The following is a 19,494-nucleotide window of genomic DNA, read 5'->3' on the forward strand; positions in this document are numbered from 1 at the left end:
GGAAACGACAGTTAAAACAGGGTGACCCGGCGGTCACCCCGACAGTATTACAGAATATTGGCGACAGATTTCGCCAGCTGATCTTCGAGGACTGGTTTTGCTTCTTCGAACTTCAGGTTAACTTTATTGGCAGATGACACGATACGGGTCTGGTATTTATGCTGGTTACCAGTCTGCGTGCTGGTCTGCACTTTATATCCGGAAGTCCCCTGTTTCAGGGCGGCGACATTATCGGTCTGCACGCTGGCGGTGGTTTTTTCAGAAATCTGAATATCCGTCACCATCGTATAGTTGATATCCTCCACCATCGCGTCAGCGGCCATTCCCACCAGACCCGCCGCCAGGCCAACACCTAATGTTGCGCCGGCAGAACTGGAGTTATAACCGGTAATCCCCGCACCTAATGCCGCGCCCGCTATCGCGCCTTCATAACCCTGGCTCAGGAACCCCTGGGCGGTACGCAGATCCATTTTATCGGCTTTCAGGACATTAGCCTGAATCCAGTAGTGTGCGCTGTCCGGCGATGACGTGATGGTATAGCCCTTATCCTGAACCGCTTTGGTCACTTTCGCCTGCAGGCCGGACATGTCTTTGTCAGAGGTATTTTTTATCTGGAGGTACACGGTTTTCTGTGAGGACGGCTCCAGCCAGATGGTTTCACTCATCTGCGTTTTGACTTCGAGGTTACGTTTCTTTATTGCTGTGCTCATCGCGCCACACCCGGAGAGCACGAGGACAGAGGATAAAACGGCAGTCATTGCCATCAGTTTAACGCTATGTTTCATATAATTTTTCTCATTTCCATATAAGTCGCATGCCACATGTCATGCCCGGAGGTACTAGTGTTATTACCCGCACGTTTAGTGTGAGTATGGTTAATGTACAGGCAGAAGCATAACCACATCAATAATATGGCTATGCTGCACAGATTTTCGGAGTTTCAGACAATGATAAAACGGTTATTTTGCGGAGGCAGAGAGCAACTCTTTCACTTTTGACAAACTGCTGACTACCGCAGGAGTCATATATCGAGAAAGGGATGTCTGTAGTGTCAGCATGCTAATTAGATACGTTACAAACCATGAGAATCCTAGTCCTGCTACAAACCGCTCCCCCGACCACAGTAAAACACATCCAACAAAAGCATTCACTGTCAGGAGAAATAAACTATAAGAATTAATTTTTCTCTCAACTAACTTTAACAAAACCGATTGCTCTGTGATTTCGCTTCCTAAAGAAAGTTTTAAGCTAACAAGATTGTATGTTGACATTAAAAAAATAAGGCTAAAAAAAGCATTACCCCCCAGAGACAGCACAAACGCATCAAAATAATGATACTCACTAACATTTGAATTTATAAAAATATCAAAGATAATAAACAGCAACTGGAATACATAAACAATCACCAGCTTACTAAAAATGAGTTTCAGGATCTCTCGATTTTTTGGAATTTCATAATCCAGATGTTTAAACGTATCCAGAATGTATGCAGCATCCTTTTCCAGCTCCGAACGTTTCATTATCCCTCCCGTCAATCCTGGTCAAACTTTTTTTGCAGGTTATCTTTGATATCATTCAATTCCTTTCTCCCTGCGCCATTATCACCAACCCAATCATTTTGCCTTTTTTCTTCAGCACTCTTGGCATCACTAAAGTTTTTATTACCCTGTTCATGCTCACTCTGCAAGCGGTTGTATTCTTCCTTCGGTGTATTGCCGGACGAGATCACAGTATTTTTTTCATCACTGACCTGCGATTCAGCATGACGGCGTCTGTCAGCCACATCACCACTGACATCATCTGACTGTCTCACGCCGCCAGCGTTTGCCCGGTTTTCCATCTGAGTCTGTTGCGTATCGTACTCACTCTGCAGGTTACCGCCGCCAGAGGAAGGCCCCACACTTCCCATCCCCTCGCCGGTACGGCCCCTGTTCTGCTCAAACTCCTGCAGCAGCTGCGGCTTCATGCGGTCTTCCACAAATGCCTGCGCCAGTCTGTCACGTTCGGCACGCACTTCCGGGCTGGCCGCATCAGAAAGCAGCTGGTCCGCTTCGCCCGGACGCTGACTGGTGACATACCCGACAAACTCCTGCGAGTAGTTCTGGTTAATGCTGGCACTGTTATTTTCAGCATAGCTGGCCAGTTGCGAGTATTCATGGCTGCGGGTAACCGCATCATTATACTGCGATGCCTGGCTTTTCAGACTGGAGAAGGTGGACGACAGCTGGTTCGCCAGGGAAGCCGACGCATTGTCCGTATGACTGCCGCTGTCGGTGACGCGACTGGAAGTCACCACGTCCATTGCATCCCGAAAATCCTTCATCTCCTGGGCACTGAACCCTTTACTGGTCCCGCCCTGCTGAGTCAGATCGGAACTGGTGCCATGCGAGGAGCCACTTCTGCCCGTATACTCACCTTTCAGATGTCCTTCCCCTGAGACTTTTGCTCCGGTCACAAGGCCTGCCACTTTACCCAGAATCTGACGATCTGTGTCAACAGAACCCTGCACACTGGCCCCGGCACCAAAACTCATATCCTGACTCTTGGTTGCTGCTGCCCGTACCCCTTCAGCCAGACTGACGTTTTCATCCCGGGCATAGCGGGAACCAATGGACTGAATGGTGTTCAGCGCTTTGGTCAGGTTGCTGCTGGCAGAGGCGTCACTGCCTGCCACGGTGGTGTCGCTGTTACCCCGCTGCTGGCTCCACTGACTCATCTGCGAGGTGGCCAGACTTGAAGTCTGCGACAGGCTGTTACTGAGGCTCTGCGCTTCGCTCATGGCATCACGCTGCTGTTGCTGCCAGTTACTGGATGCAGTTTTACCCAGCGCAATATCGACCGGCAGTTTTGAAATCGCCTCTGTGGTGTTGTAGACCGACTGTCCGGAGGACGTCAGGGTCTTCGTCGCCCCGCTGTCCATCTGGCTGGTCATATGACCTTCACGATGGCTGTAGTTGGTGTCCCACTTGTTGCCCTGTACGTTCCCGGTCGTCATATTGTTATACGACCAGTTCCCGTCGACAGCCTGCGAGGACGACTGTGTGGAGGCGGACTGCAGCGTCTGGCCGAGATAGTTCCCCGCCTGCGACACCACCTGCCCCAGCCCTTTCACCATCCCCCAGGCAATAAACGGAATGGACAGCGCCAGCCAGCCCGCCGTGGTCCCGATATCGGAGTAGGTGTTCTGCACCTGGTCAAAGGTGGCCAGCGTCACCGGCGTGCCGTTGAGTTTGCCCTGCAGGTAAAAATTCATCGCATGATTCAGGATGGAGAACAGTAACGGCCACATCTGCAGATAGGCGATGGTGTAGACGTAGCCTTTGATAATCATCCAGGACAGGGAACTCACCATTGCCAGCACAACCAGAACCGGGAACAGGGCAATCGTCATGCCGAGCAGCACCGAATACATCACCGGCAGCGTATTGGCCGCCACTGACGCGCTGGTTGCCTGCGAGAGGCGCATTTTGGCCATCGAGGTCTGGGTGGCCACATTCACCAGCCCCGCCGTATCACCGTTCTGGGCAGAAAAACTCTCCAGACCGCTGCGCAGGCCATTCATTATCACGTTCTTGCGGATAATCTCAGTAGACGTCAGGGACGTGCCATGAAAATAGCTGTAGCTGTCGCCCAGCATTTCGGTAAACAGTGCCGCCTTATTCCCGTTTGTCGGCCCGAACACCTGGTTGGTAAACCCGTGGGTCATGTTCAGGACCTGCTGCAGAAACGGCTGCGGGTTGGCCCCGCTGATGTCGTCAGAATCGGTGTTAATTTTTGTGGTGGCCTGTTCGCAGGTCAGGAAATTTCGGTTTTTATCGTACAGGCCACGCAGCGGGCTGGGACGGCTGAAAATAAGCGCATACGGGTCGGCGGCATTCATCAGGTCCCCGATGGTGTATTTGTTGTTCAGCATGATATCGCCCACCACGCAGTTGTGGACGTAATCCGTGAACATACGCTGAATTTCCGGTTCAGAAAAACGAAAATCGGTACTGCCGGCTGCCAGCTGCGCCCCGAACAGCATCCCGGTTTTGCTGTAGGTCAGCGCATCCGGGCGGGCAAAGATAAAATCGTAAGTCTGCGCCATCCCGGCCCCGATACGGGTAATCAGGCTGGCCGGCGCGGCCAGGCCGGTCGGGACATTATCCACCTGATAAATGGCGGCAGGTTCAGACAGGTCCACCACCTGGACATTCGTTTTATCCCCAATCATGACGGCCAGCACAAAAACATAGAAGGCCACCCACTTCGCCAGGTCCATCAGGTTTCGGGTGCGGATATAGGTTGCCGCCCCCACCACCACAGAGACGGCAGTGGCCATCACAATCAGTGCATCCCCCGCCCGGCTGTTAAAGAAGGCGGCCACCCCGTTCAGCGTGTCCTGGAACCACGCCCCGCCCGCCACGGTATAAATCGTTTCCACTGACATATTAATTCACCCTGCTGAACTGGTAGTTACCCAGCACGCGGTCGCTCATCTTTGACGAGACCTGCTGGCGGATAAAGCGGATTTGCTGCTGGGCAGAGATGAGGGCGTCCTCCTTAATCTGCACCTCCATACGCAGCGAGTTAAGCGCCTGCCGGGCATCGGACAGGCCGGCTTTCAGCTCTTTCATGTTGGCCCCCGGATAGTCTTTGGTGGCCAGAGACCCGTTGACCACCTTCATGACGGCCTCCAGATACTGCAGGTAAATGTCGACGGCGATGTAATCCGTCAGCTGGGCAAACAGGGACTGCGACACACTCAGTGACGACTGGTCCACTATCCAGGAGAGGATGGGGATGGAGGTGCTGTTGATGAACTGCTTCTCTTTCTCTGTCAGCGGTGAGTCGGTGATGGCCTTGTTCTCGATGCTGGTCAGCATGTCCTGCACCATGCGAATGAGGGATTTGGATTCGGATATCGTCACGTTACTCATGGACGGGGACAGGCATTTGTTCTGGTTATCACAGACGTACACTTTGGCGCTGCCGCCACTCATCATCGCCGTCAGCAGGCTGCGGTCTGAGGCGAGCGAGGAGAGAATACGCACCTCCCCGCTGCTGCCAAAAATCACCGAACCACTGATGCTCATGGCAAACTGGCGCAACTCTGCATTGCTGCTGAGCGTACTGTTGCCGAGCGCATCCCACATCAGGTTGATATCTTTCAGGACCTGGTCCTTTTCCGCCCCGGTAGCCTTGTCGGTAACGGCACCGTATTTGCCGCCTGATGTACAGCCCTGTCGGGAAGATACCCAGTCAGAAAAGACGCTTTTTTGCCCGCCCACCGACTGGCAGACGTTCTGCTGACTCTCCCCCCACAGGGACGCCACGCTGTCGACCATCGATTTAGCCGCCTGACAGCTCGACATATTGAAGCGGTTCATATCGGCAGCCATCTTCTGCAGAAAATCCTTAGCCGCCTTCAGTTCCGGCACCGTGGTTTCCAGCGCAAGGTCAAAAAAGTACCCTGCCGCGTTGGCCATCGTCTGTTTCACAAAGGCCATAATCTGGTCGGAGTTAATAAAGGAGAAAGCCCCCAGATAGACATCAATCCCACCGCATCCGGCGTTGATGGACGGCAGGCTGATGGAAATCAGCTGGATATTCTTGTTGCCGGTCCGGGCATAGAACGAACCGCCGGAAACATAGCGTGCCGCCTGCCCCTGCCAGGCTTTGGCCGAGGTGGCGTTACTGGCATAACTCATGTCATTGAAAAACGAATTCATATCATCCTGCAGCGCGGCCTGCGCCGTGCCTGCGCTGTACAGCCCCAGCGCAAAGGCCAGGCAGAGTGGTTTCAGTCGCATCATTGTTGTCCCTGAGAAGATGATGGAAGCGGTTTGCCGGCCTGACGGTCCAGCGCCATGCGCAGCACCTCATCGAGACGGCGGCTAAATTCACCGGCCCCCGCAGCCCCCTGCAGCAGCGGCCAGGTTTCCATCGTGTTGACGTTGGTCAGAAAGGTGGTGGGCGTCGCCACCGGCACCCCGCCCTGGAAGTACTCCACCATCACATCCGGCGTGGCCGGGAGCACATCGGGGAATTCAGCGTCACCCCGCCCGTCGAGACTCACCGGGAACACGCTGAGGCCGGTCTGCTGTGACAGGGATTTCAGTACCGGCGCAAACTGGCGGCAGTACTGGCAGGTTGACTGCATAAACAGCACCACCTTCCAGTCCTGCACGTTCACCTGCCGCCCGTCACTGAGCGGGAGCCAGACAGGGGCTGTATCCTGAACCGGACGATCAACTGTCGCAGTTGTCGGGGTGTTCGGCAGAGCGAGTCCGTCCAGCGCCGGGGCGGTACGCCCGGTCTTTGTGGCCTCAAGGGCGCGGATATCATCCAGGGTCCCGGCCTGCGTCAGGCCGGACAGCATCGCCACCATCAGGATGGCAGTCTTCAGTAAAGGGATATGCATACATTACCTTAGCGGTCGGAATTATCAGTAAGTGGCCCGGAACTGCGTCAGTACACTGACCATCTGGTTATCGAGGTCGTCGTGGCTCATAAAGCCCCAGGCCAGCGGTTGCCACTGGTGCGTTTTCGGGTCGACCAGGAAGGTGGCCGGGAAATGGGTGACGCGCATCTGCTCTGCCTGCCCGCTGTCCGGGCGACTCTGCGGCAACTGGTCGCTGATTTTGCCGTCCACGCTGACCGCCATGAGCGTGATACCCCGGTCTTCGCAGAACGCACGGATGACGCCTGCCATCAGGTTGTCGACGGCGTTATTCCCGCGATAGAAGAAGAACAGGCCGTAGCGCTGCGCCACCTGGCTTATCACCGCACTCTGCACCTTCTTCTCTTCGGACAAACGCGCCTCCACCGAACCGTTGTAGTGGCTGCGCTTCACGTTGTAGTCGAGTTCCGGGTATTTCAGACGCGCCAGTTTCGAGGTCTGAGTGAAGTCGGTCGCCCGGTCAGTCCAGAAATTCTGCAGGGTCATAAAGCGACGAAAGTTCTCCGCTGACGGATACAGAATGGCGGTATCGAGTGCTTCACGCGTGGCCTGCTGGAGCACCTTCTTTTGCTCTGACGGAGTCATACTGGCCAGACGCGCCTGCTGCGTCGGGGCTGGCGCGGGGGCAGGGTCTTCCTCAGCCGCATTCGGGTTGTACCACTGCCAGCCCTCTTCCCGGGCAAAGTTAGACGTCAGAACCTCATCCGGGGCGGCATGCAGGGTGGTGGATAACACCATCATCAGGACAGCGAGTCGTTTCATGGCGTCGCATCCTTCATTTTTTCCGCGATGATGTCCTGCGCTTTTTTCAGTAGTGCCTGGTCTTCGGGGATGTCGCTGCCGGCACTGAGGTCATCATAAAAATCGCTGAAGTTCATCACGCCAAAATCGAGTCGCTGGAGTTCATCCACCGTGATGCCCCGGCAGTCCGGTGATTTTCCCCCGCCGAACCCGACGCCCAGCTGGCCACGGCGGCCCTGCTCCTGGACGATACGCGCCAGTTTGGAGTCAAACACGCAGTAACCGCGTTTCTTCTCCAGGCACACGCCCAGCACCTTTTTGCTGCAGTACTCCCCGACATACACTGTCAGCTTTTTGTCCTTCGCCTTCCCGAGCGCCTTTTCCTCGCTGCTGCAGCTCGACAGGCCCACATCCTGGCCCCAGCCGGAGTCCTTGCAGCAGTTATTGAAGCCCACCGCCATCTTCTTGCAGTGCTGCGCTTCGCCGGTAAAGGCGCGGACGTTTTCCCCGTTCAGCAGAGCCACATCTTCCCCGGCAGCGGCCACTGCCGCCAGCGCCGAGACCGCCTGACCAAACATATTGCTGGTTCCCGTCTGCGCCTGGGCACAACTGCCGTCTTTACAGAAGAATTCCCCGCCGCAAATCTGGCCGTTACCCTCTTTTTTACGCTCACAGGAGTAGGTCACCTGCTGACTGACGCAGAAGCCGTCCACCGTGTCGGCACACTCGCTGCGGGTCACCGTACAGCTGGAGTCCCTCATGTATTCCCCGCAGGTTCCTTCCGTCTCTGTCTGGGTCAGGTACGTGTCCTGCCATTTCCAGCAGGCCTGATACGCACTCAGCGTCTGGCCACCGACCACAATCGTGCGGGTTTCACCCGGTTCCACGCACTGTGAACCGGTCATGGCCCCCTCGGTCTTGCTGAACGGACAGTTTTCGGACCAGGTCACGACGGGTTTGTAACTGTCCCTTTTTACCCGCAGCACGAAGCGCAGTTTAAACGGAACGTGTTTGCGGTGCGTCAGCGAGCCGGAGCCATCCCGGACTTTACGGGGATGACGGGAGGTGAACGACACACCGGCAGTCAGGGAGGACGGAACAGGCTTAAAGCTCACGTTGTTGTACGACCCCTTCTGGTGCCACTGCACGTTATTACCGAGAAAGGAAATCGTCATATGGAAACGCGGTTTGTTACCGAGGGAGTTACTCCAGGAATACGTGGCTTCCGTGATTTCCCCGCTGATTTGCGGCGTCACTGCCACCACGATGTTGCCGTTTTCCTCCCACGACGGCAGTTCACTCAGCTCATATTCCACCACTCTCACGTCATATTCCGTGCTGCCCTCATACCCCAGCGTGGCTGTGCGCGTACAGTACTGCTCGATCTTCGTATCCCGCAGACACTGATGGGTGGTGATTTCGGTAAAGCTGGCAGGCTGGTCCACGCAGCCGGCAAACCCGCCGCCGGTAATGGTCTCCGCCTTGTCTTTCATGGCCAGCCCTTCAAAAATAAACGGCGCATCCAGCGACGGTTTATTATCCGGCGGCGTGTTCAGAATGGATTCGGTGATGGTTTTCCCGGCCTCCGAGGTATTCAGCGCCGACGACCCGGGTGAGGTCATGTCCACGCCGGAGGACGTCACGCCCCCGTAATAGCCGCTTTCCGGCGGTGAGTCGGTGTAGCCGGGGATTGCCTCTGCCGGGTTAAACCCCTGTATGGCACCGGCCCCCTGCCCTTTGCTGGCGTTACCCTGCTGCATGCCCTGGTTAAACTGGTCATTCGCGACAAGTGGCTGAACAAGGCAGAAGGATGCCATCGCCATCAGTAAAGGAAGATACCGCTTCATTTCGCCTCCTCACCCAGCAGGTTCCGGGCCGTGTCAGCACAGTCACCCTCTTCCGCCACCCGCTTCAGGGCCTGATGTAAAGTCAGGTCCCCCTGAAGCCGGTCGACCGTATCGCCCTGATTGCCACAGGCCACAATCAGCACCGGCACGGCGGTAATGTTGTATTTGCGAAACGTGGTCGGATCTATCTGCACCCCGCCGGTATTGCTCTCTTTCACCAGACCGGCCACGGCATTGGCAGTGGCCCGCATATCACCGTTGACCATCCCCCGGATAACCACCGGAATATTGAGTTGTGCCGCATCCTTCACGCGCTGTTTCAGTTCCTCCGCTGGCATCGAGAAGGACACAAACACCAGGGCCGCGTCCACCGGGCGCTCCCCGGGCTGCATGGCCTGACGGAACTGTGAGGCCTGCGCGTCCAGAAACGCCTGGTCCTGTGGTGCCACGGTGCGCGGCTGTTGCAGAAACTCCGGCGTCTGCAGGGCACGAAAACGCTGCCTGTCCAGTTGCAACTGGTCGTGAATAAACTGGCGGTTCTCAGTATGGTCACTGGCCATCCCGGCCCCGCAGGTCAGAAGCACGGCCAGCGACATCAGTACTCGTTTCATTGTCTTTCTCCCTGTGACTTAAAGAAATACACAGTTACGCTTGCGCCAGAAGAGATACCCGAAATTGCGCCGGTCGTTGGGCATGTTCTTGCCGGTTTCCCAGCGGGTCACACTACGGCCCAGCGGATGACACTGGCCTGCATCGGGATATTTATTAACCAGGTGATACCGCCAGCGGCTTTTAGGGATGATCGGGGACGGATATTCAAAACACACGGAGGTGTTTTCACCGATGCTGTTCATCACCATGCCCTGACGGTGCAGTTTGAACGCCATGCGTTCACTGAGCAGTAAAGAGGTCTGCAGCGGGCTGAATTCGTTAGAGACATAGCCGTTAAACGGATACATGCTGCCCTGACTGCCGGCACACCAGAACAGGGCATCAATGGGTTTACCCGTGAGGCTTGCCACCGCGTCAGCCGCACAGGCTCCCTGGGCGATGATGTTGCCAAAGAGAATGGCTTCGGGCTGGATAATCATGCTCAGCGAACTGCTGTCCCACATCGGGTCCAGTTCGGACAGATAGCCGATATCCAGGTCACCGCCCTGCAGGCAGCCCATCGAGGTGATAATGTTCAGCCAGTAGGTGAGCGGGTATTTGTACCAGTGGACATGGTAGAATGCGCCGGGATTTGCGCGGTTTTCCTGCCCGCCTGTCCCGCTGCCCACGTTACCGATATTGATATTGAACCCGCCCAGATTCACCATGCAGTACGGGGAGCGGGTCACATCCGTCAGCGCCATCGGCTCCCAGTACCCGATGGCCAGTCCCACCCGGTACAGAATGCCCATCGGGCAGAACTGAATCGGCATCGACGGATTCGGCGTGTCCGGCTGGCGACCTTTGGCCACCGGCACATTGCCGATGGTCACCGGGAAGATGCACTCCCAGCAGACATCGGTGATCGGGTTGACAAAATTCCCCTCGCATTCCGCAGAGGCCGCCTGTGTCGTGCCACTCATCCCTGCCAGACACAGAAATATCAGCCCCAGACCGGCCAGATAACGTTTCATGGCTTCACCTCCGGCGCGTCTAGGGCAAACGAGTCCACCCGCAGACGGCGACGATCTTCTGCCAGCGTCACCCGGGCCGGGATGGCTTTCAGCGCAAACTTCCGGCTGAGCGAACCGTCCTGGTCAAAGTAGATACGGGTATTCAGGGCATTGGTGGCTTCACGAACATCGCCGTTGACCAGAATGACGCGGTACGTCAGCGTCCCGGGCTTCTGCACCTTCATCCACGCCAGCTGCTGCGGGTTATCGGCGTCGATAAAGTACAAGGTGTCGGTAAACGGCACCGTATCCAGCGGGTTAATCACCTGCCCCTTACGGGCAAACACCCGGCCCTGATGGTCTTTCAGATCTTCACTGACCGTCAGTGAGGGGTCGATATAATGCGTGGTGTTCTCCTGCGCCAGCGTCAGACCGTCAACCGGCTTCGGGCGCAGGGTGTTTTCAATAACGCGCTGTTTGAACGCCTCCTGCTCCCGGGCCATCTCGCCGCTGGCTTCCATCGCTTTCAGTCGGGTCTGGATGGTGGTCAGCATGTCCTGCTCGGCAATGGGGTACATCTCCCCCCATGTACCGAGGTTTTTCGCCTGTACCATGCCGGGCAGGACAAGCAGAATGAGCAGACACCGGTACATTACTGTCCCCCTCCGGCGGCCATCTTCGCCGCCACGGCAGACTGAATATCACCGGTAATGTCAGCGGCCCCGCTGACCACTGCCGGAGTCACCAGGATAAGAGCGTCATGACGGCGCTGGTATTCCTGAAGTTCGGTGCTGAGGGTGCGCATAAACCGCTCTGTCAGGTCAGTCGTCTGTTTTTCATCCAGGGACTGGGCGCCCGCCTGTTCGGTGAACTGATCGACGGTGCTCTTCATATCAAAGGACACGACCGTCGGGGTACGCCAGCTAATCAGCACCGACGTGACCGCCGCGTTGATACACACAATGGTGGCTGCAACCAGCAGCAGATTGCGCAGACAGCGACGACGACGTTGCGCCCGCCTGTGTCCTTTCGGGGCGAGGGTGACGCCCTGCCTGACGTCATGCGCAGTGAGGGTGGGTTCAGGCTGAACAGGGGTAAGGTTTTGCTCTGTGGTCATGCGGCCTCCGCGAGCGCTTCCAGTTCGCGCATCTCATCAGGAAAGTTACGTAGTGCCAGCTGATACACCGCGTCATGGATATCCATGTTTTGCTCCCGGCACTGGCGGATAAATTCGAAGTCGTCCCCTTTTGAACTGAACATCGCCCGGCTGAGCGGATCGACAAAGAGACGGTGGAAACTGCAGGTGTCGTTGATGCGCAGCATAAAAGAGGAGAACCACTGGTCTTTGGCATCCCCGAATTTGCCGATAACACTGCGCTCCAGTTCGCAGAACTGGTTGGGGCGGTTCTGGTTGTACTGCTTGAATTCAGACGCATCCTGCTTGAGTACCACCTTGAACGCGGAGTTACCCCAGGCGGCTTTGGCTGCGCCGGATGCATCATCGGCGTCAAAGTCTTTGATGTTCTGGCTGATGGTGATGAATGCCCCACGGTGACGACGCACGGTCCGGTAGCCGGTTTCGATAAACTGGCCGACCTTGTCATTTTTGAAGTTGAGCAGTTTCCAGCCTTCGTCAATGGTGCAGCACTTCTTCAGGCTGCGCGGTGTGCGGTACATCTTGTCCTCAATGTAGATAATGAGGGAGAACATCACCGCAACCAGCAGGTCGGGTTTATCCTGCAGGCCACCCAGCTCCAGGACGATAAAGCGGGCATCATCGGTCAGGGACGGCTCGTCGCTGTTAAAGTACTCGCCGTAAATCCCCCAGGAGCAGTACTTCCCGAGCAGTTCGACAATCTCATCCAGACGGTTGGTGATACCCGGCGAATTCCGGTATTTGTCATCTTCACGGATGGCCGTCAGCTTATGGACTACATGATCAATGCGCGCTTTTTCCCTGTTTTCTTCCCAGGCTTCCTGAACCCCACGCAGCAGCAGACTGTGGTGGACTTCATCCAGTGTCCCGTTAGGGCTGGCCAGTACGGCCAGCTGGTCACGGATACGCTCGCCGGATTCGTTGATGCTGGTGATATTGGCAAACGGGTTGAATTTGAGTGACTTGCCGTCCAGGTAGGTGCCGCCGACGTTTTCACAGAACGACTTGTAGCCGTCGCCCATATCAAACACCCAGGCGATACCGCCGGAGTCCAGCACGCTGCGCAGGATAGGCTGGACCAGGCCTGTTTTTCCGGCCCCGGACGTGCCGGTCACCGCCATGTTGTAGTTGGTGTTACCCAGGCCGTCGCCGTAGATATCAAGGAACGCCAGCTGGTTGCGGTAGGACGGTGTCAGCAGTCCCCCCTGACACAGCCGGTTGTCGGCCACCACCGGCAGCAGGTTCACCGCCTGGATACTCTCGGCCCGGCAGGTGGCCCCGCCCATTTTAATGTCGTCCCACAGCCCTTCGGCGTGGATGAAGGGGATCATCGCTATCCAGTTCCGGAACTGCATATAGGTCGGGGAAAACAGGTCGATGCCGTTCTTTTTAAAGGTGTTGATGACCTGCTGCTCGCAGACCAGGGCCGCCTCATCCGTATCCGGACAGAACGTGGTGATGTTGTAGTAATAGCGGACAATGCAGGTCTGGTTGCTGTTGAGGTGCTCGCGGATCTCCTTCCATTCTTTGGCCTGTCTGGCCACACCGGGAAACAGGGTGGCATAGGGCGAGTTGGCTTTTTTCTCCCGGTCGAGGTACTTGCGCGTCGCCTCCCCCTGGGTGGCCACCTGGTCCTCGGCCTCCATTACCATCGTGATGACAAACGGGCTGGCGATGGTCAGGTCCGGGCTGAGGAGGTTGGACAGGTTATCGCCCCCCATCCACAGCATGAATATGTCCGGGTTATTCTCCAGCATAAAGTTCATGGCCCGCGTCGTGGTCACCGCCCCGTGGCGGTCCGCCAGACTGATGCGCACATCATCGGGATGCACATCGATGCCGATGCGCTGGTCGATACACCGCTGATGCAGCTCATCAAACTTCCCGACGCGGACATCATCCGGGTACAACTGGTCGTGGCGGGCATTGAGCATCCCGTGTACCAGCGTGGCCAGCTCCTGGTCGTCTGCTGCCCGGGTAAAGATTTTCGCCGCATCCAGCGACGAGCGCAGCACCTTCATGGTGTGTGAGACTTCGGTCATCACCGCCGCCGAACGCTTCTTCGCTTTCACGCAGTAGGAGATGTAAAGACGGTAGTCGCGCAGGGTCAGCGGCAGGCCGGTCGGGCTGTTAAACTGTTGCTGCGCCGCCCGTTGATAATACGCCCGGGTGATACGGTTAAATTTATCGGCATGCTTTCCCTGCCAGCGGAAGTCAGCCAGACCACGATCCAGCTGGCTGCCAATCAGTTTGCTGGACACCAGGTGGAAGGATATCGGCGTTTTACGGGGCAGCTTGCTCTTGATGAGGTCTTCCAGTACATAGACTATCTGCTCATTGGCCCCGATAAGCGGCTCTGCGTGCAGCAGAAAGCCGACGGTATTGCGGTTCACAAACAGGCCGCTGTCGCGATCATAGTCCCGGTACGGCAGGATGCTGGTCAGCTGCGGAAAATCCAGGCTGGCCAGGTTACGTGTCATTTCTGCCGCGCCATCGGGCATCCGGAAGGCGCTCTGCAGGTTTTCCAGTACATTGAGAAACTTTTTCACCACCGGCTCCTTAATTCACGCGGGACGGGAGAACCCAGTCCGCCGGGTCTGCGACAAAGGACACACGACCGGGCTGATGGAAGGCGTTATCGCTGTCCACCCAGGGCGCAATCCAGACGGTGGCAATCCGGTCCTGACTGCGCTGCGGATGGACCGATCCGGGGCTGTCACAGCGCACGGTCTGGCACGAGGGCGCGGGCGTGCTCACCGGGGTAACGGAACGGACCGGGGTCGTGGCCAGTACTGGACGTGAGGCCGTGGTACTCACCGGCGCACCAGCCACCGGGCGCGGTGACAACAGGCCGCCAGAACGGGCGGGAGAAGGAGCAGAAGCCCGGGCCGCTGCAGTCAACGTCGCGGAGTTCCCCACGGACGGAGAGAGTGCTGCGGAGGGTGTTGCTGACGGTGTGCTGATAACAGACCGTACCGGTACCGGCTGAGAAGCCGCCTGCGCCGGCAGGTTAACCAGGGAAGGCAGTCCGCCCGCAGCCGGCTTTCCCGTCTGTTTTGCTGCCTTGTCCCGGGCCAGCTGATTGGCCTTCGTCATGGTCATACAGGTATCTGAGGTGGTGGCATCGCAGTCAAAACTGCTTTTGACGCCGGCACAGCCGGATAACAGCAGGACGCTGCCTGCCAGTAACAGGGTGATTTTTTTCATATAACAGTCCTTATCAGTCAGGCATCAAAAGGCGCCGGCGCAGAACTCAGCGAGAGATGGATCAGGGTGATTTCTTTATTCAGGCAGTGCTGCGCGTATTCCCAGGAAAAATCAGAGGCGCAGCCCCACTGGCGAAGCGGAGACTGCCGTAGTGGCTCCAGTTTTTTTATTTCGCCAGCCAGCTGCATATGCCAGTTCAGCGGCAGCGTGGAGTAACGCAGGACGATAATTTGTGCGCCCAGCGCAGCGACGCCGGCGAGGAGCAGAAAATGGGTTAAGGCGTAGCCGAGTATCAGCACCGCAATGGCCACCACGAAAGACAACTGTTTTCGGGGAGAAATATGCTCGCGGGTATGCAATACGTTTACCCGCAAAATCTCCACGGTCTTACGTCTTGCAATCAGTTCCTGTCGGGTCAGGTCACTGAAATCACGCTGAAGTAATGAAGACATATCCATCATCATTTCTCGTTTTCTTTTACTGACTGAGATGAAGCGCGGGGGAAATACGGTCTGTTCCCCAGAATCCAGGCCAGTCCGGCATAAGTCAGCCCCATCAGAATCCACAGCCAGGTCAGAGTTCCCAACAAGGTTCGGTCAACATATGCCGCATAGCCCCGGGCATCGGAGATCACCTCCGGACAACGGTCCAACTGAAGACTGCTGACATGTTCTGGAAATTCAGATGGGGGAGGGAGTTCCGCTGGCGGCTGTGTCGTACACTCGCGCCACGTCCAGCGCTTGCCGTGGTAATGCTGTCTGCCTGCTGCAAAAAACTCACCACAACCGCTCCCGGGGTGGTGTTATCCAGACCGAACAGCAGGGCCACAATCAGTACCAGCGTGCCAGCAGGCCCGATAACCAGATAGTGAAAGGCCCAGGTCAGCCAGCGTATGCAGTATGCCGTAAGGGCCAGAGTCTTATTTATCATGTCCCCCCTCCTCCGGCTCCAGTTGATACCAGATATTGCAGTTCTGCCGGATAGCCTCCGCCAGACAGTCCCCCTCCTCACCGCTGTACAGCGCTTTAATCTGGCTGACGTCAGACTTCGCCAGGAATACCCGGGTCACCTGCTGTTTTGTGACGCTCATACCTGACCCCGGTTTCCCCAGGAACAGACAGTGACTACGCGCCCGCTGCAGTACGCTCAGAGAAATCCGGGCCATCCCCCCAAGTGCAGGCGCGCAGGGCAGAGACGCGGCAGACCAGAAGTCGCTCTCTGCAGCGTCAACACAGATGACACGCATCCCCATATTTTCGCAGCAGGCCGCAATATCGTTCAGGTGACAGGTTTTCCCCGGAACACCATCACTTTTGATTGTCATGAAGTTCACCCCCTGAATTTTCTTCGTTGCTCTGAATACCGTCCCGTAATTCCCGCCAGTCGTTACGTTGCCGTTCTGATAAAAAGGTCTGCATAACCTCAACGCTGATGGCGGTCTTACCCCTGCCGGGTTTCCCCGGGACTGTCACATTGCCTTTTTTGTCTTCCATCGTTCACCTCTGATAGTGTTTGTTCTGGATTTCCAGTACCCGCTGACACTCTGTACAGGTCCGTACTCCAGGTATCGTTTGCTGGCGTCTGAGGGGAATGTCGTTGCCACAGCATTCACACTCACTGAGGCTTTCCCCTTCCAGTCTGAACTGCTGGCGCGCGGCCTGAATGTGCAGCCGGATCAGCAGGTCTTCCTGCACCTGCAGATGGTCCAGTTCGTCGGCCATAGGCTCTCCTTGTTTGCGCTGTCCGGACACGCTACCGCCCATCCCTTTCACGTCTTCCAGGGCACTGACTGTTCCGGATTGATTGTGGTGTTCTGACCGGATAACCGGTCCCTGCTTACTGTGTGACGGTCTGCCCGGTTTCCGGGTCAACGGTGTCACCCACCCTGAAGTCCTGCAGTTGCTTCAGCATGTCCGGCGTGTTCGCCGGCATGGCAGCAGGTGCTGACGGGGCGGCGGGTTGATTTTGCTTTTTACGTGCGGCCGCTTTCGCGCGGGCCTCTTCCAGGGTTTCCAGCTGGAAGCCGTCCTGGAAAACCAGCGTGACTTCGTTGCCTGCGCCAATCGGAATAACCGGGTGGTACTGTTCAGCACGTTTGATGTAGTAATCAGAGAGGGTTTTTGCGGCAGAACTGGCCCCACCCCCGAAGCCTGCCTGGCCGATATCGGCGGCGCTCATACTGGCGGTGGCACCGACACCCACGGTGGTGCCGGAGGCTTTCTCAATGCCCTTGCCAATCCCGTCCAGAAAGCCGGCCCCGCCTGCATACAGCAGAATTTGACCGTTACGCATGACGACTTCGCCCTTGATGCCGTTCTTGCCCATAAAAGACACATGCCCGGCAATCTTCTGGTCGATGTTGTCCTCCCCCAGCTTGCAGCTGATGGCGCGGGAACGGACGATGGCCCGTTCACTGGAGACATCCCCCCAGGCTTCCAGCGTCACAAAGCAGCCGGTCAGGTCGAATTCCTGGTCGTTGGGCATCTGGACTTTGCCGGTGAGGCGCAGCTGCATCGGGGCGGTATTCTTGTCCCCTGTGACAGACGCGTTGGCATCCGCCCCTTCCACCACGATGGCTTCGGCAAAGCTGCCGGAGGATATCCACGGGAAGCGGGGCTTTTTCGGGCCGGTATCCGGGAGGCTGAATTCCTGGCTGTCCATCATGCCCGGACGGTTGAGAGGCTCCATCACGGGAGCTGCGGGAGCCTGTCCGCCGCCTGCGGGCCAGAAACTGGTCGGCGGCGGCACCGCCCCGGCGGGTGCTGGTTTGCCCTGAGAGGCCAGCGCCCCCGGCAGCGGTTCGGCATTCAGGGAATCAAAGTTTTTCCCGGCCTCAAGCTGGGTCTGCAGCAGCTTGTTCTCGTCTTCCAGCTCCCGGATACGGTCCTGCGAACCTTTCAGGTCACGGCCGATAAGGCCCATTTCGGTACGCAGTTTTTTAATTTCCGTCTGCGTTTCTTTGTTCAGGCGCTGGGCCTCCGCAATCGCGGAACGCTGGACCTTGTTGTCAAAGGACTGGTTCACCACGCCGGTCATGTCCGGCGCGGGTTCGCCTTTCGGCGCTTTGGGCTGGGGGGCTTTTTTCAGGTTCATCTCGGAGACCATCCAGGTCCCTACACCACCGGCACCAATACCGAGTACCAGCGCAATCAGCAGGGCAACCTGGCGGCGACGGATGATTTTGTTAACGTTGGCCATCGCTGCCCTCCCCGTTTTCACGAATAACGGTGAGGGTCATACTTCCTCCGCCCAGGAGGGTCTGTGCATTGTTATCGAACATCACAGCGCGAATACCGGGCTTCCAGAAATCCTGTTCCTGAAGTGCCACGCCCCAGGTGTTGGTGTTACGCAGCGTATACCTGTCAGCACGCAGCTGGTCGCCTGCCCAGGCTTTCAGGGGCGTGACGGAAAAACCACCGGGGACACGAATGCCGTCTGCCAGCGGTTTCACCTCGCCATAACCATCCGGCATCGTGCCGGACAGAACGGAACGGCTGAGGCTGATGAGCAGTGTTTCGTACGCCTGCGCGGTTTCCCATTTCCGGGTTTCCGGGCGCACCGGCGGTTCAGCACTCATCAGCCTGTAAACGCGCCCTTCCCCTTTCACCGGCGTGGCCACTACAGAGAAGGTCTGGCCCAGCCCGGTTTCCACATAGAGCGTGAACGCGCGGGTGGCCACCGAGGTAAACAGCACGCCGCCGGCAGAGGTCAGCTTCTTGTCGGCCAGCATGCCCCCCTGGGCGGTGATGGCCGTGACTTTATCGCCGGGAATAAATATCAGGTTGGGGTCGGTATTGCTGATACTGAGCCGGAACTGTCCCCCCTGCGGGAAACTGATAGTCGCGGGAGACTGGGCCAGTACCGCAAAGGGCACGGCGGTCATCATGGCGGTGCCCAGCCATAATGCCGGAAGGTTATTTTTCATTGGTCACCTCATAGAACCGGCCAATACGGGTAAAGCCGCCAGCGTATTTCAGCCGGAGACGGTAGGTTTTTAATTCGGTGGAGGGTCTGGCATTGCCAATCCACATCTTCTGTACCCCGCGAACATCGACGCGGCCGTCAACGGGATAGACATTGATTTCAGAGGCGTAAAAAACGGAGTTCACTTCACTGGCTTTGATTTGCGCCGCTTCTTCTTCAAGGACAGGCTTAAACTCTTCCCGGGCCTCCGGCTCCACAAACGAGAGCAGAAAGGCGTGGTTCGAATCGACGGTTTCGGGCGAGACATTAAGACGCAGGGCCAGGAAGGACAGCGTCATCATCCGGTAGTTTTCCGTATCAGATTTGGTTTCCGACACGGCAAACGGCGCGTTATAGGTCATCGGGGTGACAACCGTTCGCTGTTCGTGGATGAGTGCTCTGTTGGTCACGGCCAGCCATGCCACAGCAAAAGCCAGAATAAAGACCAGTGTCGTGAGTGACAGAATAAAAATGGCAATAATTTTGGTGGATGAATTACGAGCGCTGATTTCCATAATTTGGCCCTGCGGTAAT

At 57.0% G+C, this 19,494-nt stretch carries 22 protein-coding genes; all 22 read right to left on the reverse strand.

What is annotated here, in order from left to right; all coding sequences use genetic code 11:
* Positions 1-47 precede the first annotated feature (47 nt).
* The 22 genes from traT to traE all read right to left on the reverse strand — a co-directional run bounded on the left by traT (position 48) and on the right by traE (position 19,475).
* Positions 48-785: a conjugal transfer complement resistance protein TraT gene (gene traT, locus B9P82_RS24985; RefSeq protein ID WP_101701161.1), complete on the reverse strand. Its 738-nt coding sequence runs from the start codon at positions 783-785 to the stop codon at positions 48-50.
* 174 nt (positions 786-959) lie between these two features.
* Positions 960-1,520 carry a protein traS gene (locus tag B9P82_RS24990; protein WP_101701162.1) on the reverse strand — a complete coding sequence of 187 codons (561 nt, stop codon included), beginning with the start codon at positions 1,518-1,520 and terminating at the stop codon, positions 960-962.
* An 11-nt stretch (positions 1,521-1,531) separates the two neighbouring features.
* Positions 1,532-4,429, reverse strand: coding sequence for a conjugal transfer mating-pair stabilization protein TraG (traG, locus tag B9P82_RS24995; RefSeq protein ID WP_101701163.1), 2,898 nt, complete (start codon positions 4,427-4,429; stop codon positions 1,532-1,534).
* A 1-nt stretch (position 4,430) separates the two neighbouring features.
* Positions 4,431-5,792, reverse strand: a complete 1,362-nt coding sequence (gene traH, locus B9P82_RS25000) for a conjugal transfer pilus assembly protein TraH (protein WP_101701199.1) — start codon at positions 5,790-5,792, stop codon at positions 4,431-4,433.
* A complete protein-coding gene (trbB, locus tag B9P82_RS25005; protein ID WP_101701164.1) occupies positions 5,792-6,403 on the reverse strand; it encodes a type-F conjugative transfer system pilin assembly thiol-disulfide isomerase TrbB in 612 nt (203 codons plus the stop codon). Before trbB ends, traH begins: the two co-directional genes overlap by 1 nt.
* Positions 6,404-6,427: 24 nt before the next feature.
* On the reverse strand, positions 6,428-7,204 hold the full coding sequence (gene traF, locus B9P82_RS25010; RefSeq protein ID WP_101701165.1) for a type-F conjugative transfer system pilin assembly protein TraF: 777 nt from the start codon (positions 7,202-7,204) through the stop codon (positions 6,428-6,430).
* Positions 7,201-9,030: a type-F conjugative transfer system mating-pair stabilization protein TraN gene (traN, locus tag B9P82_RS25015; protein WP_101701166.1), complete on the reverse strand. Its 1,830-nt coding sequence runs from the start codon at positions 9,028-9,030 to the stop codon at positions 7,201-7,203. The genes traF and traN overlap by 4 nt, the downstream gene beginning before the upstream one ends.
* Complete coding sequence (gene trbC / locus B9P82_RS25020) at positions 9,027-9,641, reverse strand: type-F conjugative transfer system pilin assembly protein TrbC (RefSeq protein ID WP_101701167.1); 615 nt, start codon at positions 9,639-9,641, stop codon at positions 9,027-9,029. Before trbC ends, traN begins: the two co-directional genes overlap by 4 nt.
* A gap of 18 nt (positions 9,642-9,659) precedes the next feature.
* A complete protein-coding gene (gene traU, locus B9P82_RS25025; protein WP_071687477.1) occupies positions 9,660-10,655 on the reverse strand; it encodes a conjugal transfer pilus assembly protein TraU in 996 nt (331 codons plus the stop codon).
* Positions 10,652-11,287 (reverse strand): type-F conjugative transfer system protein TraW, encoded by a 636-nt coding sequence (gene traW / locus B9P82_RS25030; RefSeq protein ID WP_101701168.1) that lies wholly within the window; start codon positions 11,285-11,287, stop codon positions 10,652-10,654. The genes traU and traW overlap by 4 nt, the downstream gene beginning before the upstream one ends.
* Entirely contained in the window at positions 11,287-11,751 is a 465-nt protein-coding gene (trbI, locus tag B9P82_RS25035; RefSeq protein ID WP_101701169.1) for a type-F conjugative transfer system protein TrbI, read from the reverse strand. Before trbI ends, traW begins: the two co-directional genes overlap by 1 nt.
* On the reverse strand, positions 11,748-14,339 hold the full coding sequence (traC, locus tag B9P82_RS25040; protein ID WP_101701170.1) for a type IV secretion system protein TraC: 2,592 nt from the start codon (positions 14,337-14,339) through the stop codon (positions 11,748-11,750). The genes trbI and traC overlap by 4 nt, the downstream gene beginning before the upstream one ends.
* 10 nt (positions 14,340-14,349) lie before the next feature.
* Positions 14,350-14,997, reverse strand: coding sequence for a type IV conjugative transfer system lipoprotein TraV (traV, locus tag B9P82_RS25045; RefSeq protein WP_101701171.1), 648 nt, complete (start codon positions 14,995-14,997; stop codon positions 14,350-14,352).
* Positions 14,998-15,014: 17 nt separating this feature from the next.
* A complete protein-coding gene (locus tag B9P82_RS25050) occupies positions 15,015-15,449 on the reverse strand; it encodes a hypothetical protein (RefSeq protein ID WP_246842167.1) in 435 nt (144 codons plus the stop codon).
* Between the two features lie 8 nt (positions 15,450-15,457).
* A complete protein-coding gene (locus B9P82_RS29535) occupies positions 15,458-15,631 on the reverse strand; it encodes a conjugal transfer protein TraP (RefSeq protein WP_371412092.1) in 174 nt (57 codons plus the stop codon).
* Positions 15,628-15,927, reverse strand: a complete 300-nt coding sequence (locus B9P82_RS25055; protein WP_101701173.1) for a conjugal transfer protein TraP — start codon at positions 15,925-15,927, stop codon at positions 15,628-15,630. Before B9P82_RS25055 ends, B9P82_RS29535 begins: the two co-directional genes overlap by 4 nt.
* Positions 15,917-16,321 carry a hypothetical protein gene (locus B9P82_RS25060; protein WP_101701174.1) on the reverse strand — a complete coding sequence of 135 codons (405 nt, stop codon included), beginning with the start codon at positions 16,319-16,321 and terminating at the stop codon, positions 15,917-15,919. Before B9P82_RS25060 ends, B9P82_RS25055 begins: the two co-directional genes overlap by 11 nt.
* Positions 16,305-16,490 (reverse strand): hypothetical protein, encoded by a 186-nt coding sequence (locus tag B9P82_RS25065; protein WP_101701175.1) that lies wholly within the window; start codon positions 16,488-16,490, stop codon positions 16,305-16,307. The genes B9P82_RS25060 and B9P82_RS25065 overlap by 17 nt, the downstream gene beginning before the upstream one ends.
* 3 nt (positions 16,491-16,493) lie before the next feature.
* The gene (locus B9P82_RS25070; RefSeq protein ID WP_101701176.1) at positions 16,494-16,718 is read right to left on the reverse strand and encodes a TraR/DksA C4-type zinc finger protein; all 225 of its coding nucleotides are present in this window, start codon (positions 16,716-16,718) and stop codon (positions 16,494-16,496) included.
* Between the two features lie 115 nt (positions 16,719-16,833).
* Positions 16,834-18,195 (reverse strand): F-type conjugal transfer pilus assembly protein TraB, encoded by a 1,362-nt coding sequence (gene traB, locus B9P82_RS25075; protein WP_101701177.1) that lies wholly within the window; start codon positions 18,193-18,195, stop codon positions 16,834-16,836.
* On the reverse strand, positions 18,182-18,922 hold the full coding sequence (traK, locus tag B9P82_RS25080) for a type-F conjugative transfer system secretin TraK (protein WP_101701178.1): 741 nt from the start codon (positions 18,920-18,922) through the stop codon (positions 18,182-18,184). Before traK ends, traB begins: the two co-directional genes overlap by 14 nt.
* The gene (traE, locus tag B9P82_RS25085) at positions 18,912-19,475 is read right to left on the reverse strand and encodes a type IV conjugative transfer system protein TraE (RefSeq protein WP_101701179.1); all 564 of its coding nucleotides are present in this window, start codon (positions 19,473-19,475) and stop codon (positions 18,912-18,914) included. Before traE ends, traK begins: the two co-directional genes overlap by 11 nt.
* Positions 19,476-19,494 lie beyond the last annotated feature (19 nt).

The organism is Citrobacter sp. L55 (assembly GCF_002850715.1).
GTDB classification, from domain to species: domain Bacteria; phylum Pseudomonadota; class Gammaproteobacteria; order Enterobacterales; family Enterobacteriaceae; genus Citrobacter; species Citrobacter braakii.

Bases quoted from the DNA above. Each gene is read 5' to 3' on its own strand.
- B9P82_RS25055 (WP_101701173.1), bottom strand. From the start codon at position 15,927: ATGATAAATAAGACTCTGGCCCTTACGGCATACTGCATACGCTGGCTG.
- traG (WP_101701163.1), bottom strand. From the start codon at position 4,429: ATGTCAGTGGAAACGATTTATACCGTGGCGGGCGGGGCGTGGTTCCAG.
- B9P82_RS25070 (WP_101701176.1), bottom strand. From the start codon at position 16,718: ATGGCCGACGAACTGGACCATCTGCAGGTGCAGGAAGACCTGCTGATC.
- traB (WP_101701177.1), bottom strand. From the start codon at position 18,195: ATGGCCAACGTTAACAAAATCATCCGTCGCCGCCAGGTTGCCCTGCTG.
- B9P82_RS25060 (WP_101701174.1), bottom strand. From the start codon at position 16,321: ATGACAATCAAAAGTGATGGTGTTCCGGGGAAAACCTGTCACCTGAAC.
- traT (WP_101701161.1), bottom strand. From the start codon at position 785: ATGAAACATAGCGTTAAACTGATGGCAATGACTGCCGTTTTATCCTCT.
- trbC (WP_101701167.1), bottom strand. From the start codon at position 9,641: ATGAAACGAGTACTGATGTCGCTGGCCGTGCTTCTGACCTGCGGGGCC.
- traU (WP_071687477.1), bottom strand. From the start codon at position 10,655: ATGAAACGTTATCTGGCCGGTCTGGGGCTGATATTTCTGTGTCTGGCA.
- traF (WP_101701165.1), bottom strand. From the start codon at position 7,204: ATGAAACGACTCGCTGTCCTGATGATGGTGTTATCCACCACCCTGCAT.
- trbI (WP_101701169.1), bottom strand. From the start codon at position 11,751: ATGACCACAGAGCAAAACCTTACCCCTGTTCAGCCTGAACCCACCCTC.
- traW (WP_101701168.1), bottom strand. From the start codon at position 11,287: ATGTACCGGTGTCTGCTCATTCTGCTTGTCCTGCCCGGCATGGTACAG.
- B9P82_RS24990 (WP_101701162.1), bottom strand. From the start codon at position 1,520: ATGAAACGTTCGGAGCTGGAAAAGGATGCTGCATACATTCTGGATACG.
- B9P82_RS25050 (WP_246842167.1), bottom strand. From the start codon at position 15,449: ATGTCTTCATTACTTCAGCGTGATTTCAGTGACCTGACCCGACAGGAA.
- traN (WP_101701166.1), bottom strand. From the start codon at position 9,030: ATGAAGCGGTATCTTCCTTTACTGATGGCGATGGCATCCTTCTGCCTT.
- trbB (WP_101701164.1), bottom strand. From the start codon at position 6,403: ATGCATATCCCTTTACTGAAGACTGCCATCCTGATGGTGGCGATGCTG.
- B9P82_RS25065 (WP_101701175.1), bottom strand. From the start codon at position 16,490: ATGGAAGACAAAAAAGGCAATGTGACAGTCCCGGGGAAACCCGGCAGG.
- traV (WP_101701171.1), bottom strand. From the start codon at position 14,997: ATGAAAAAAATCACCCTGTTACTGGCAGGCAGCGTCCTGCTGTTATCC.
- traE (WP_101701179.1), bottom strand. From the start codon at position 19,475: ATGGAAATCAGCGCTCGTAATTCATCCACCAAAATTATTGCCATTTTT.
- traK (WP_101701178.1), bottom strand. From the start codon at position 18,922: ATGAAAAATAACCTTCCGGCATTATGGCTGGGCACCGCCATGATGACC.
- traH (WP_101701199.1), bottom strand. From the start codon at position 5,792: ATGCGACTGAAACCACTCTGCCTGGCCTTTGCGCTGGGGCTGTACAGC.